Raw genomic sequence first — 13774 nt, 5'->3', positions numbered from 1 at the left:
CGTGTGTGACCGTTTGGCGTCAATCGTCATTTCCACGGAGAGAAAACAATTTGAGAAAGTTTCCGATATGCGGAATAGATGAGCGCCACGGACGCCACGGCTTTTAACGGGACCAACTCCATGACGGTTGATGACGCAGGCGCGAAATCCAGCCTGCAACGCGGCCTCGCCATCCTGCGCCTGCTGGCCGACGGCAACGAGACGGGCGCGCGGCTGACCGACATCGCCCGCGCGCTGAACCTGACCCCGCCCACGGTCCACCGCATCCTGAAGACCCTGGTCGAGGAGGGCATGGTGGAGGCCGACAAGGGATCCAAGCGCTACCGGCTGGGAATCGACCTGTTCGCCATGGCGGCGCGGGCCGGCAACCCGAACAACCTGCGCGACATCTGCCGTCCGATCATGCTGCGGCTGTCGGCGACGCTGCGCGACACGATCTTCCTGATGGTGCGCAGCGGCTTCGACGCCGTGTGCCTGGACCGTAGCGAGGGGCCGTTCCCGATCCGCTCCTTCACCGGCGACATCGGCGGCCGGGTGACGCTGGGAATCGGCCAGGGCAGCCTCGCCATCCTCGCCTTCCTGCCCGAGGAGGAGCGCGAGGAGGTCATCCGCTTCAACCTGCCGCGCATGCAAGGCGTGGGCATCCTGGACGAGGTCTATCTGCGCACGGAGATCGCGCGGGTGCGGGACGTGGGCTACGCCAGCCGGTCGACCGGGCTGCTGCCGGGCATGTCCGGCGTGGCCGTCCCGGTGCTCGACCGCCAGGGCCACGCGGTGGCGGCGCTCAGCGTCGGCACCATCAACGAGCGGCTGAACGAGGAACGGCTTCCCGTGGTGGTGGACATCCTGCGGCGCGAGGCCGCCGGGGTCTGCCGGCAACTGAACCCCTTCGACCCGGTCCTGCGCCGCCCGGCGGCCATCCTGGGCAGCGGCGCGGCGTAACGCTGGGGCGGCAGGGGATGGTCTTTTACGGCAATCGGCGCTCGACCGTGCACGGTCACATGTTCGACCGGAAGCAGGATAACGCGAGCGCCATGGCCGTGTTCGATAGCTGGAATTTGGGAAACTGTCGGACTGAAGGGCGCGCACATCACGTGCACGGGAAGTTTCCGCATGGAATTATAAAATGAAGATTTCCAATGGTTTGGCGTACCAAACGCGCGCATTCGGAGTGCGCCGAAAGCCGACGCTCCAGCTTCAGAACATCCGTTGTTTATCAGAGGATTGAGTTGGCTGGGGCGGGAGGGATCGAACCTCCGAATGTCGGTACCAAAAACCGATGCCTTACCGCTTGGCGACGCCCCAACCGTCGTGGCGATGCATGATCGCCCGAAGGAGCGGCACCATAAACGGAGAGGCCGCCGAGTGCAACAGGCTCCTTGCCAAATTTTTTCGTTTCAGCGCCCTTCCCGTCGCCACGCCATCAGCATCGCGCCCAGAACCAGCGCCAGCACGGCGCCGACCGGCAGCAGGGGCACGTCGACCACGCCCGTGACGGTGAAATCGCCGTTGGCGCGCAGGCCGATCCAGCCGCTGCCGGTCTGCTCGCGGTCGGGGCGTGTGCGGCGCACCTCCACTCCTGGACGGGGGCCGTCCGCCGTGTCGGCGATCCAATGGACGCCGCCGCCGGTCGCCTTGGTCACCGGGGCCATGCGGTCGCCGGTGGTGCGCACGTCGGCCAGTTCCGGCGGGTTCACCGCCCCCACCACGGCCAACGCGGTCCGCTCGCCGTCCGAGACGCGGTAGATGCCGGGGGCGTTCGCCGTCACGGTCGCGACGGCGCGGCCGGTCTTGTCGTCGGTCAGGGTCAGGGCCGTCGTCTCGTCCGACGGCGTGGTCAGGGTCACCGGGCGCGGGTCGGGCTCCAGGGAACGGCGCTCCACCGTGATGCGGTTGCCGTCGACGCGGGCGCGCAGGTCGTTCTCCTCGAGCTCCGGCTCCTTCATCAGCCAATGGGCCAGACGACGCAGCAGCTCGGCCTGCGGGCCACCGCCCTCGAAGCCACGGCTCCACAGCCAGATCTGGTCCGACGCCAACTGCGCGACGCGGCCCTTGCCGACGCGGTCCAGCACCAGCAGAGGGCGCTGGTCGGCGCCCTGCATCACCACCGCGCCGCCGTTCGGCGTGACCTCGACCTGATGGAACCAGCGGCCCCATTGCGGGTCGCCGTCCACCCGGTCGCCGGGCAGGCCGGCCGTCACCGGGTGGCGGCGACCGGTCTCCGTGATCGTCGGTCGGAAGGGACGGTCGATGGTCTGGCCGGTCGGCGCCGCCGGCAGGATCGAACCCAACGGCGTGCGGTAGAGCGACAAGGGCGAGGCGTAGCCCTGGCCCGAGGTCTCCAGCAGGGCGCCGCCCTTGCGGACATACTCGGCGATGTTCTCCAGATACATCTGCGGCAGCACGCCGCGCCGGCGGTAGCGGTCGAAGATGATCAGGTCGAACTCGTCGAGCTTCACCTCGAACAGCTCGCGGATCGGGAAGGCGATCAGCGACAGCTCGCGAATCGGGGTGCCGTCCTGCTTTTCGGGCGGGCGCAGGATGGTGAAATGGACCAGATCGACCGAGGGGTCGGCCTTCAGCAGGTTGCGCCACGTCCGCTCGCCGGCGTGCGGCTCGCCCGACACCAGAAGCACCCGCAGCCGGTCGCGCACGCCGTTCACCACCACGGCGGCGCGGTTGTTGGACAGGGTCAACTCCTGCCTGGCCGCCTCGACCTCCAATTCCAGCACGTTCTGGCCGCCGTGGTTGACCGGCAGCTCGATGCGGAAGTCGCGCCCGACGGGGACGCGGACGCTGCGCGGGGCGCCGCCGTCCTGGCGCAGCGTCACCGCCGCGTCGGGGGATTGACGGCCCGGCATGTCGTCGACCCGGATCGTCAGCTCCACCGGCTTGCCGACGAGGCCGTAGCTCGGCGCCTGGACCACGGCGATGCGTCGGTCGCCCTCGTCGCGGTCGCCGGTGAGCAGCGTGTGGATCGGGCCGATCTCGGCCAGCTTGGCAACGTTCTCCGGAACGTCGTGGATCTGTCCGTCGGTGATCAGGACCGCGCCGGCCATGCGGCGGCGGGGCACGTCGGCCATCGCGCGGTTCAGCGCGTCGAACAGATGGGTCTCGTTGATGGCCCCGGCCTCGCCCGCGCCGTCCCCGGCGCGCACGACGCGCAGTTCCAGATCGTCGAACGCCTTCAACCGCTCCGTCAGCTCCGCCAGCGCCTGTTCGGCGCGGCTCCGGCGGTTGCCGATGGCTTGGCTCGGCGAGTCGTCCACCACCACCACCGCGACGTCCTTGATTGGCTCGCGCTTTTCCTGAACCAGCGAGGGGTTCATCAGCGCCAGCGCCAGGACCAGCACCGCCAGCAGGCGCAGGGCCACGCCGCGCGCCCGGCGGATGGCGGCGACCAGAACCACCAGCGCCGCGACGCCCAGCAGAGGCGCGAGCAGCGCCCAGGGCAGCAGCGGCGCCAGCGCGATGGAGGTGCCGGAGAGAAGATCGACGGGCATCTACTGTCCAAGCCTTTCCAGGATGGCGGGCACATGGACCTGATCGGCCTTGTAGTTGCCGGTCAGCGCGTACATCACGAGGTTGACCCCGAAACGATAGGCCATTTCCCGCTGCCGTTCGCCGCCCGGAACGACCGCGAACAGCGGCTGGCCGGTGCGGCCGACGGCCCAGGCCGAGGCCCAGTCGTTGCCGCCCACCACCACGGGGGAGACGCCGTCGTTGGCGGAACCCTCGCGCGCCTCGATCCACAGCTCGCCGCCGGCCGATCGGCCGGGAAAGTCCGTCAGCAGATAGAAGGACTTGCGCAGCACGTGGTCGGGCGGCACAGGGGCCAGCGGTGGAATGTCGATACCGTCCACCAGCCGTTGCAGCACCGCCGATCCGCCGCCGGGCGCCTGGTCGCGGGTGTCGAACAGGATGGTGCCGCCGCCGCGCAGATACTCGTTCACACGGGTGCGGGCCTGATCGGACAGGGTCGGCTGGCGGTCGGACACCGGCCAGTAGAGCAAGGGGAAGAAGGCCAGTTCGTCGCGTTCGGGATCGACGCCGACGGCGCCCATCGTCTCGACCGCCGTGCGCAGGTTCAGCATGGCGACGAGGCCCTCCAGCCCGGCCTGGGCCGCCTCGTCCACGCCGCTGTCGCCGGTCCGGACATGGGCGAGGAAGGTTTCCGCCGTGACCTTCACCGCCTGCTCGTCGTCGGCGGCGCGCGCCGGTCCGGGGGCGGACAGGGCCAACGCCACCAGCAGCGCGGCGGCCCCCGCCCCGGCGCTGCGGCGCAGGGAGGGGCGGCTCAGCAGGCCGCGCAGGGCCAGCGCGATCAGCAGGTCGACGGTCAGCAGCGCGAGCGCCAGACCCAGCAGAGTCGGTTTCAACGGCACCTCCCCCCGGCCGTCGTAGCCGGAACGGGCGACGCCGCCGGGCAGGGCGCCCAGCGGCTCGATCTTCGTGACGGCGGACGACAGGTTCAACGCGCGGCGGGCGTCGTCGGTCCCGTAGAAACCCGGCGGGTGGCGCGGGCCGATCACCGAGGCGGTGGCGTTGCCGGGGATCGGGAAGGCGGTCGGCGGCGGCGGGACCAGCCGGCCGGTGCCGTCCAGCACCTCGACGGGATCGAGCGCGGCGGCCGACGCGGCGCCGGTCACCCCGCCGCTGAGCGCGACCAGACGGCGCAGCATGTCGACGAACAGGCCGGACAGCGGCAGGTTCGACCAGTCCGGGCTGGCGGTGGTGTGGACCAGCACGATCCAGCCGTCGCCGCGCTTCTCCGAGGTCACCAGCGGCGTGCCGTCGGCCAGCCGCGCCCAGGTGCGGTCGGCCAGATCCAGCGCCGGTTCGGCCAGCACCTGCCGGTTGACCTGCACGTCGGGCGGAATCGCCAGCCCCTCGAAGGGGGATTTCGCGGCGAAGGGCTGGAGCTTGGCCGGCTCGGACCAGGACAGGGCGCCGCCCAACGCGCGGTCGCCGATGCGCAGCCGCACCGGCACCAGTTGATCGGCGTGCTGGGCCAGACGCGGGCCGGCGAAGCGCAGCAGGACGCCGCCCTTGCGCACCCACTCCTCGACGCCCTGCGCCTCGCTGGCCGTCAGGGCTCCGATGTCGGACAGGATCAGCACGGCGAGGTCGCGCTTGAGCAGGTCCAGCGTGCCGCCACGCCGCACCTCGTTGAAGGGCGACAGCGCGCGGTCGAGGTAATAGAGATCGGAGAGGAGCGGCTGGCTCTCGCCCTCCGGACGGCCGGAAACGAGGCCGACCGGGCGGCGGCGCCAGCGCTCGTCGAGCAGGATGGTCGCCCCGGCGGTGGTGTCGCCCTCCACCCGCAGGCTGGCGGCGTCGTTGCGCAGTTCGGTCGGCACGTCGAGGCGGATTTCGCGGGTCGTCTGTCCCGGCTCGAAGGCGACGGTCTGGCGGGTCAGCAGCCGGCCGTCGGCGGCGGCGAGGCGCACCGTCACCGGCTCGGGACGCGAGGCGTCGGCGCGGGTCACGCGGGCGGTCAGCGCGGTGCCCTCGGTGGCCGGGGGAAGCAGGAGATGCGGGGGCTTCGCGACGGAGTCGTCGAGGATCTCGGCCGAGCCCAGACGTTGCAACCCCTCGGCCAGCGCACGGGCGGAGCGGTCGCCGAGGCCGTCGGTCAGCCACACCGCGTGGACGGAACCCTGGGCGGCGCGGGATGAGAGGCCGCGCACGGCCTCCAGCGCGGCGGCGCGGTCGGTCGGCCAGGGCAGCGGCTCCATGGCCTGGGCGAGGCGGCGGGCCTCCGGGGCCGGCAAGGTGGGCGACGGCTGGGGCTTCTCGCCGCCGGCCGGCGGGGCGGTGGCCAGCAGGATGACCGGACGGGACTGGCGGTCGGCCTGGGCGATCAGTTCGTCCATGGCGCGCTTGCGGGCGGGCCAGTCACGGCCGGCGGCCCAGCCGTTGTCCACGACCAGCAGCAGCGGGCCGCCGCCGGGCAGCGCGGCGCGCGGGTTCAGCAGCGGGCCGGACAGGGCGAGGATGACCAGGGCGGCCACGATCAGGCGCAGCAGCAGCAGCCACCACGGCGTGCGGGCGGGGGTTTCCTCGGGCGCGACGAGGTCGCGCAGCAGCCGGATGGCGGGGAAGCGCACCGTGCGCGGGGCCGGCGGCGTGACGCGCAGCAGCCACCACAGCACCGGCAGCGCGGCCAGCGCGGTCAGGACCCAGGGGGCGGCGAAAGCGATCGGTGCGAAGCCCAGCATTGGCGCGGATCTTAATGGGAGGAAGGGGAAGGACAGGAGGAGAGCGCGTCGCCCCCTCCCCAACCCTCCCCCGCTTCGCGGGAGAGGGGGCCAGGAGCTTTGCGGAAGTGCGGCGGCAATCCCCTCTCCCGCCAAAGGCGGGGGAGGGTCAGGGAGGGGGCAGGGCGCCGCCCGGTCACACCGGCTCCTGCGCCATGGCGCCCCACAGGCCCAGCAACGCGGTCTGCGGCGGACGGTCGGTGCGGTGCGTCGCGAAGCTCCAGCCCGCCGTCCGGGCGAGCGCCGCCAAGCCGTCGCGCTGCGCCTGCAAACGCTCGCGGTAGGCCTCGCGCACCGCCTCGACGCGGGGAACCAGCAAACCGTTCTCGCCCTCCAGCCCCTCGAAGGCGACGCGGCCGTCGTAGGGCAAGGTTTCCTCCGCCGGGTCGAGCACCTGCACCAGATGACCGCGCAGGCCGCGCCCGGTCAGCCCGGCGACGGCGGCGTGGATCTCCGGCAGGGGTGACAGCAGGTCGCCGAACAGCACCACCTGCGCGTGGCGCGGCAGAGCCTCCACCTGGGGCAGCGGTTCGGGCGCGGCGGCGGCGCGCGGGTCGGTCATCAGCCGGGCCAGCCGGTCGATCACCGTCTTGCCGTGGTCGGGCCGCACCCCGGAGTTCAGCAGCGCCACCCGCTCGCCGCCGCGCGCCAGCAGCACGGCGGTCGCCAGCGTCAGCAGGTCGGCGCGCTCGCGCTTGGTCGGCAATTCGGGCGCCGAGCGGAAATCCATCGAGGCCGAGCGGTCGCGCCACAGCCAGACGCTCTGCGCCGCCTCCCACTCGTTCTCGCGGACGTAGACCGGCTGGGTCTTGGCCGATTGCCGCCAGTCGATCATCGACGGCGCGTCGCCCGGCTGGTAGCGGCGGAACTGCCAGAAGGTCTCCCCCAAGCCCACCCGGCGCCGGCCGTGGACGCCCTGCGCGACGGTCGAGGCCACCCGCTCCGCCGCGACCAGCAGCGGCGGCAGAGCAGCGGCCAGATCCTCCGCCCGGTGGCGGGCCAGCAGCGACGGGGTTCCGGGGGCGGGGCTGCGCGGCATCGGCGGATCCGCGTCAGGCCAGCGGGGCGCAGAGGCGGTCGATGACGTCGTCCAGCGTCACCCCATCGGCCCTGGCGGCGAAGTTCAGCGCCATGCGGTGCTTCAGGATCGGCTTGGCGAGCGCCACCACATCATCCAGCGACGGCGCCAGCCGGCCGTCCAGCACAGCGCGCGCGCGGGCGGCCAGCATCAGCGCCTGGCTGGCGCGCGGCCCCGGTCCCCAGGCGACGTGGCGCCGGACCTCGACCAGATCGGAGCTTTCCGGCCGACCGCGCCGCACGAGATCGAGGATGCCGTCGACCACGCCTTCGCCCACCGGCACGCGGCGGACCAGACGCTGGGCGGTCTGGAGGTCGGCGGCGGACAGCACGGTCACCGCGCGCTCGTCGGAGGATCCGGTGGTGGCGATCATCATCCGGCGCTCGGCGTCGCGGTCGGGGTATTCGACGTCGATCTGCATCAGGAAGCGGTCGAGCTGGGCCTCGGGCAGCGGGTAGGTGCCCTCCTGCTCCAGCGGGTTCTGCGTCGCCAGCACGTGGAAGGGCTGGGGCAGCGCGTGGTACTGGCCGGCGACCGAGACGCGGTGTTCCTGCATCGCCTGCAACAGCGCCGACTGGGTGCGCGGGCTGGCGCGGTTGATCTCGTCGGCCATCAGCAGTTGGCTGAACACCGGGCCGGGCAGGAAGCGGAAGGAGCGGCGGCCGTTCTCGCCCTCCTCCAGCACCTCCGAACCCAGGATGTCGGCGGGCATCAGGTCGGGCGTGCACTGGATGCGCTTCTCGGCCAAGCCCAGCACGGTGCCCAGCGTCTCCACCAGCCGCGTCTTGGCGAGGCCCGGCACGCCGATCAGCAGGACGTGGCCGCCGGCCAGCAGTGTGACCAGCGTGCGGTCCACGACCTCCTGCTGACCGAAGATGATGCGGCCGATCCGGTCGCGGACGAGGCCCAGGCGGTCGCCCAGGGCTTCGATCTCCGCCATCAGCTGGTGGGGGTCCTCGGGCGTCGGGGAAAGGCCCCGCAGGGTGTCCTGTGCGCTCAAGGTCTTTTGCTCCCCTGTTTTCGAGCCTGTTCGAGGCGGGATCGGATGACCAACTCTAGTGGACCTAGCCGCCGAGTGTGGCGAAAATACGTAAACGACGAACGCGGGAACCGGGACGATGTCCATGAAGGTCGGTGGCGCAAGCGCAAATGACAAGCACCCAGATGGCGGGGGCGGACCGGAGCGTTCCGGCGGTTCCTCCCCTTTTCCGCGTCCTCATCCGGAAGAGGAATCCTACGACATACGCATTGCGCGTGACGGCACCTGGTTCCACAATGGCGATCCGATCCGCCGGATCGAGTTGGCGAAGCTGTTCTCCACCGTCCTCAAACGGGACGATTCGGGCGATTACTGGCTGATCACCCCGGTCGAGCGCGGCCGGATCGTGGTCGAGGATTCGCCCTTCGTCGCCGTGGAGATGACGGTGTCGGGCAGCGGCGCCGACCAGATCCTGTCCTTCCGCACCAATTTGGACCATTGGGTCCAGGCCGGGCCGGAGCATCCGATCCGCGTCGCCGACCACCCTGAAACCGGAGAGCCGTCCCCCTATATTGAGATCAAGAGCCGGCTGGAGGCGCGCATTCTGCGGCCCGTGTTCTACGACATGGTCGAACGCGGAGAGACGCGCCGCACCGAGGCCGGCGAGACCGAGGTGGGTGTATGGAGCAACAAGGTTTTCTTCGCGCTGGGCAGGCTGCTTGGCGACTGACCCTGGAGGACGTCCGGCGGCGGTTCCCCGCCAGCAGCCCCGATTTCCTGCACTTGGCCACCGACCCTCCGGCCTCCGTCACGGCCAAAATCCGTGGGGACCACGACCTCAATCCCGGCTTCGAACCGCCGCCCGACGCCTTGCGCGAGGCCGCCGTGCTGGTGCCGCTGGTGGACCGGCCGGACGGGCCGACGGTGATCTTCACCCAGCGCACCGCCACCCTGACCGCCCACGCCGGGCAGATCAGCTTCCCCGGCGGCCGGATGGAGCCGGAGGACGACGGCCCGGAGGACACGGCGCTGCGCGAGACCGCCGAGGAGATCGGGCTGGAGCGCGGGCGGATCGAGATCGTCGGGCGGCTCGACACCTATGTGACGCGGACCGGCTTCCGGGTGACTCCGGTGGTCGGCGTGGTGACGCCGCCCTTCATCCTCACCCCCGACCCGATCGAGGTGGCCGAGGTGTTCGAGGTGCCGCTGTCCTTCATCCTCGACCCCGCCAACCCGCAGCGCCACAGCCGGGAGTTTCTCGGCAAGCCGCGCTTCTTCTACGCCTTCCCCTACCAGCAGCGCTACATCTGGGGGGCGACCGCCGGGATGCTGGTCAACCTGCGCGACGTGCTGGGCGGGACGCTGGACCGCACGGCCGAACAGGGAAGCGGAACGGGCTGAGCGCGGTGTTTCCTTTGCCCCGCCCGGAGCGGATCGGGTAGCGTCGCGCCATGACGATCGCCGCCCGCCTCGCCCCGCAGCCCTGGATGACCGCGCCAGAGAGCCAAGCCGTCTTTGCCGCCCTTGCCGCCGGTGGGGCCGACGCGCGCTTCGTCGGCGGCTGCGTGCGCGACGCGTGGCTCGGCCGGCCGGTGAAGGACATCGACGTCGCCACCCATGCGCCGCCGGAACGGGTGATGGCATTGCTCGACGCCGCCGGGCTGCGCGCGATTCCGACCGGCGTCGCCCACGGCACGGTAACCGCGCTGTCCGGCGGCAAGCCTTATGAGATCACCACGCTCCGCCGCGACGTGGAGAGCTTCGGCCGCCACGCGCGGGTCGAGTTCACCGACGACTGGGTGGAGGACGCGGCCCGGCGCGACCTGACCATGAACGCGTTGAACTGCACGCTGGACGGGCTGGTCCGCGACCCGTTCGGCGGGCTGGCCGACATGGCGGCGGGGCGGGTGCGCTTCGTCGGCGACGCCCGGCGGCGGATCGCGGAGGACGTGCTGCGGCTGCTGCGCTTCTTCCGCTTCCACGCCCATTACGGGCGCGGCGCGCCCGATCCTGAGGCGCTGGCGGCCTGCGTGGAACTGGCGCCGCGCCTGCCGACCCTGTCGGGCGAGCGGGTGCGCGGCGAACTGTTCCGCCTGCTGACCGCGCCGGACGCGGCCGGGGTCTGGCAACTGATGATCGACCGGGGGGTGATGGCGCATCTGCTGCCCATGGCGACGGCGACCGCCCGCCTGGACCGGTTGGCGCGGCTCGAGCACGATCTCGGGACCGAGGCCGTTCCCGACCCGACGCGCCGCCTCGCCGCCGTGCTGGAAGCGGACCGGACGGGCGCGCTCGCGGTGGCGGACACCCTGCGCCTGTCCAACACGGAACGCGACCGGCTGGCCGCCCTGGTGGAGCCGCCGGTTCCCGTGTCACCGTCCGACGATGCGGTGAAGCGGCGGCAGGCGCTCTACCGCATCGGCGACGCCGCCCTGTACCGCGACCTTGTGCTGATGGCGGCGGTCGAAAGCGGCGGACCGTTGGATCTGACCGCCCTGCGCGCGGCCCTCGCCACCGCCGGGGATCTGCCGGATCTGCGGCTGCCCGTCGCCGGGCGGGATTTGCTCGCGTTGGGCGTCCCGCACGGGCCGGGCCTCGGCCAACGGCTCAAGGAGATCGAGGCGTGGTGGATCGCCGAGGATTTCCGGCCGGGACGGGAGGCCTGCCTGGACAGGGTTGCGAAGGTCCAGCCGCGCGTGCCCCCACCCCATCCCTCCCCCGCTGGGCGGGGGAGGGTTTAGGGAGGGGGCGAACGTCCCCCTCCCCTTTGCCTCACGAACTGGCGAACAGGAAGTTGGCGGCGGTCAACGTGGTGTGGTCCACGCCGATCAGGCGCATCGAGCTGGCGGCGCCGAAGTCCAGCGTCGTGTCGAGGCCGTCCTGCGTTGCGTGGCTCATGACGACGGCGAAGCTGGAATAGCCGCCGATCGTGTGCAGGTCGAGCACGTCTCCGCCCGTCCCCGCCTTGAAGTCGCCGATGCAGTCCCAGCCGTCGGCGGCACCCTGCGCGAAGACATCGACACCGGCACCGCCGTCCATGTAATCGTTCCCGGCGCCGCCGGTGATGGTGTCGTTCCCGCTGCCGCCGCTCAGGTAATCGCGCCCCGAGGTACCGGCCAGAACCTGCCCGGCCCCGGACGAGCCGCCGCCGGTCCCGCCGCCCGATCCGGATCCCGTGCCCGGCTCCGAACCGGTGCCGCCCCCCGCTCCGGAACCACTGCCGAAGACGAAGTTGGCCGTGGTGAGCGACGCCTTGGACACGCCGGCCAGACGCACCCCGTCCGTCGCGCTGAAGTTGAAGACGGTGTCCGCGCCCTCCTGCGTCGCGGTGGCCAGGGCCTTGCCCAGGTCGGACAACCCCGACCAGCCCTGCAGATTCAGCACGTCGCCGCCGCTGCCGGCTTGGAAGTCGCCGACGTAGTCCCAGCCGTCGCCGCCCTTGAACAGGAAGCTGTCGCTGCCCGCGCCGCCCTCCATGTAGTCGTTGCCGCCGTTGCTGGCGATCACGTCGTTGCCGGCGCCGCCGATCAGGTAATCGCGGGCCGCCGTGCCGGTCAGGGTCTGGCCGGGCGTGCTTCCGCCCCCCGTCGAGCCGCCCCCGGTGGAGCCGCCGCCCGTGCTTCCGCCACCGCTGCCTCCGCCTTGGCCGAGCGTCACGGTGGTTCCGGCGACGTGGATGTCCGAGGCGGTGAAGCCGCCGGCCAGCCGCAGGGTGACGTCGGCGCCCGCCGCCTGGTCCATGCCGATGTGGACCAGGGTGACGCCGTTCACCGTCTCCGCCTGGACCTGCCCGGCCAGCAGCTGCGCGCCCGTGCCGCTGCCGACGCTGCCGGACAGGTTGGCCCCGGCGATGGCGAAGGCGTCCCCCGTGGTGGCGCCGGTGATTCCGGTGAAGCCGTTGGCCTGGGCGGCCGTCATCGTCACCGTGTGGTGCCGGCTGCCGGACAGGGCCAGCGTTTCCACGCTGGTCAGCGTCATCCGCGAGATGTCGATCTGCGGGGTGCCGGGGCTGACCTTGCCTTCGGCGTCGGTGACGCTGTCGGAGTTGATGCTCAGCGTGTCGGTGCCGGCGCCGCCGTCGAAGCGGACCGTCCCTGCCTCGGTCTGGTTGGCGATGAAGTAGACGTCGTTGCCGCCGCCGCCGCTGATGCTGTCGGACTGGGTCTCCGAAAAGCCGCCGGACTGCACCTCGCCGGCGTAGAAGCTGTCGTTGCCGCTGCCGCCGATCATGGTGTCGGCGCCCCAGTCGCCGAACAGCACGTTGTCGCCCTCGCCGCCGTTGACCAGATCGTCGCCCGCCCCGCCGCCGATGGTGTCGTTGCCGGCCTCGCCGAACAACTGGTCGTTGTCGACCCGGCCGAACATCAGATCGTTGCCGCCGCCGCCATGGACGGTGTCGTTGCCGACGCCGCTTTCCAGCGTGTCGTTGCCGGCGCCGCCATACTCCAGATCGTCGCCGCCATGCCCCCAGAACCAGACTCCGCTGTCGTTGCCGATCAGCACGTCGGCCTGCTCCGACCCGATCCAGCGCTGGATGTTGACGAAGCGGTCGCCGGCCGCCTCGCCGGTGCTGTTGCCGGGGGTCTTCAGGTCCAGCGTCAGGCCGGCGGTGGCGTTCTCGTAGGTCACCACGTTGAAGCCGGAGCCGCCGACCAGGGAATCGGCGCCGAGACCGCCGTTCAGCGTGTCACCCAGCAGCCCGCCCGGATTGCCGCCGCCGATCAGCGTGTCGTTGCCCGCCCCGCCGACCAGCGAGTCGGTGCCGGTGCCGCCGACGATGGAGTCGTTGCCGCCCAGCCCGTCGATGGTGTTGCCGGCGTTGTCGCCGGTCAGCGTATCGTTCCCCGCCGAGGCCGTCCCCCGGTAGGCCAGCCGGTGCGGCCAGTCCTCCGCTCCGGCGAAGGGGAGCCCGGCGGTCGCCAACCCCGTGGTCATCGGCCCGGCGGTCACGTCCAGAATCCAGGAGCCGCCAAGATCGGCGTGCCCCACCGGGTGGCTGGCGGCGGCGACACGGGCGCCGGTGGCCGCCGCCAGCCGGTCGAGGAAGCGGCGACCGCTCTCGCCGGCCCCAACGTCGCAGGCATGAATCCGGATCTCCGTCCCCGACGCGTTCGGCCAGATGCGGTCGAGCACCGAGCCGGCGTCGAGGGGGCTCGCCCCCAGCCGGACAACGCCCGGCGCGCCATGCGCGACCAGATGCACCGCCGCCGGCCCTTCGGCCAGGGCTTCGGCCAACAAAGCGTGGGAATCGTCGCGTTCCGTGACCCGCACCACGCGCGAGCCGGCGGACTGCCGGCCGAGCAGGACATCGATGTCTTTCAAATCGGCATCGACGAGAATGACTGTGTGCATGGATGCCCCTCTCTGGGGATTTGGACGGTTGGCAAAGACCGTCCCTCATGTACCCCTTTGCAAGACCCCCACAATTCTCGATAAGGCGATAACACGGTCGAAGGC

The 13774-nt window shown here is 71.5% G+C and carries 9 protein-coding genes and 1 tRNA gene; 4 read left to right on the top strand and 6 right to left on the bottom strand.

The features are described from left to right. Positions 1-120 precede the first annotated feature (120 nt). Positions 121-942 (top strand): IclR family transcriptional regulator, encoded by an 822-nt coding sequence (locus tag EJ913_RS18810; protein WP_127000657.1) that lies wholly within the window; start codon positions 121-123, stop codon positions 940-942. A gap of 288 nt (positions 943-1230) precedes the next feature. On the opposite strand, the gene EJ913_RS18805 is transcribed toward EJ913_RS18810, so the two are convergent. From EJ913_RS18805 to EJ913_RS18785, 5 genes are all read right to left on the bottom strand, one after another. Further along, positions 1231-1305 (bottom strand) — tRNA-Gln (locus EJ913_RS18805). A gap of 92 nt (positions 1306-1397) precedes the next feature. After that, positions 1398-3503, bottom strand: coding sequence for a hypothetical protein (locus EJ913_RS18800; protein WP_127000655.1), 2106 nt, complete (start codon positions 3501-3503; stop codon positions 1398-1400). Further along, positions 3504-6221: a DUF4159 domain-containing protein gene (locus EJ913_RS18795; protein ID WP_127000653.1), complete on the bottom strand. Its 2718-nt coding sequence runs from the start codon at positions 6219-6221 to the stop codon at positions 3504-3506. It lies immediately after the preceding gene. 175 nt (positions 6222-6396) lie between these two features. After that, complete coding sequence (locus EJ913_RS18790; RefSeq protein ID WP_127000651.1) at positions 6397-7299, bottom strand: DUF58 domain-containing protein; 903 nt, start codon at positions 7297-7299, stop codon at positions 6397-6399. 13 nt (positions 7300-7312) lie between these two features. After that, positions 7313-8278 carry an AAA family ATPase gene (locus tag EJ913_RS18785; protein ID WP_127000747.1) on the bottom strand — a complete coding sequence of 322 codons (966 nt, stop codon included), beginning with the start codon at positions 8276-8278 and terminating at the stop codon, positions 7313-7315. Between the two features lie 178 nt (positions 8279-8456). Here EJ913_RS18785 and EJ913_RS18780 point away from each other — a divergent pair, with 178 nt between their 5' ends. The 3 genes from EJ913_RS18780 to EJ913_RS18770 are packed head-to-tail and all read left to right on the top strand — an operon-like array spanning position 8457 to position 11058. Beyond that, positions 8457-9047: a DUF1285 domain-containing protein gene (locus EJ913_RS18780; protein ID WP_244939411.1), complete on the top strand. Its 591-nt coding sequence runs from the start codon at positions 8457-8459 to the stop codon at positions 9045-9047. Further along, positions 8999-9718 carry a CoA pyrophosphatase gene (locus EJ913_RS18775; protein WP_425321117.1) on the top strand — a complete coding sequence of 240 codons (720 nt, stop codon included), beginning with the start codon at positions 8999-9001 and terminating at the stop codon, positions 9716-9718. Before EJ913_RS18780 ends, EJ913_RS18775 begins: the two co-directional genes overlap by 49 nt. 50 nt (positions 9719-9768) lie before the next feature. Continuing rightward, positions 9769-11058 carry a CCA tRNA nucleotidyltransferase gene (locus EJ913_RS18770; protein WP_127000649.1) on the top strand — a complete coding sequence of 430 codons (1290 nt, stop codon included), beginning with the start codon at positions 9769-9771 and terminating at the stop codon, positions 11056-11058. Between the two features lie 31 nt (positions 11059-11089). Here the strand turns inward: EJ913_RS18770 and EJ913_RS18765 are convergent, their stop codons facing one another. Further along, positions 11090-13669 carry a DUF4347 domain-containing protein gene (locus tag EJ913_RS18765; RefSeq protein ID WP_127000647.1) on the bottom strand — a complete coding sequence of 860 codons (2580 nt, stop codon included), beginning with the start codon at positions 13667-13669 and terminating at the stop codon, positions 11090-11092. Between the last annotated feature and the right edge of the window lie 105 nt (positions 13670-13774).

Source organism: Azospirillum doebereinerae, assembly GCF_003989665.1.
Classification (GTDB): Bacteria; Pseudomonadota; Alphaproteobacteria; order Azospirillales; family Azospirillaceae; genus Azospirillum; species Azospirillum doebereinerae.
Note: the sequence above shows the minus strand (reverse complement) of the source record. Positions and strands in the feature narration are given on the sequence as shown.

Excerpts from the sequence above, each read along its gene's own strand:
- EJ913_RS18790 (WP_127000651.1), bottom strand. The coding sequence starts at position 7,299 with ATGCCGCGCAGCCCCGCCCCCGGAACCCCGTCGCTGCTGGCCCGCCAC.
- EJ913_RS18780 (WP_244939411.1), top strand. The coding sequence starts at position 8,457 with ATGTCCATGAAGGTCGGTGGCGCAAGCGCAAATGACAAGCACCCAGAT.
- EJ913_RS18810 (WP_127000657.1), top strand. The coding sequence starts at position 121 with ATGACGGTTGATGACGCAGGCGCGAAATCCAGCCTGCAACGCGGCCTC.
- EJ913_RS18765 (WP_127000647.1), bottom strand. The coding sequence starts at position 13,669 with ATGCACACAGTCATTCTCGTCGATGCCGATTTGAAAGACATCGATGTC.
- EJ913_RS18775 (WP_425321117.1), top strand. The coding sequence starts at position 8,999 with ATGGAGCAACAAGGTTTTCTTCGCGCTGGGCAGGCTGCTTGGCGACTG.
- EJ913_RS18770 (WP_127000649.1), top strand. The coding sequence starts at position 9,769 with ATGACGATCGCCGCCCGCCTCGCCCCGCAGCCCTGGATGACCGCGCCA.
- EJ913_RS18785 (WP_127000747.1), bottom strand. The coding sequence starts at position 8,278 with ATGGCGGAGATCGAAGCCCTGGGCGACCGCCTGGGCCTCGTCCGCGAC.
- EJ913_RS18800 (WP_127000655.1), bottom strand. The coding sequence starts at position 3,503 with ATGCCCGTCGATCTTCTCTCCGGCACCTCCATCGCGCTGGCGCCGCTG.
- EJ913_RS18795 (WP_127000653.1), bottom strand. The coding sequence starts at position 6,221 with ATGCTGGGCTTCGCACCGATCGCTTTCGCCGCCCCCTGGGTCCTGACC.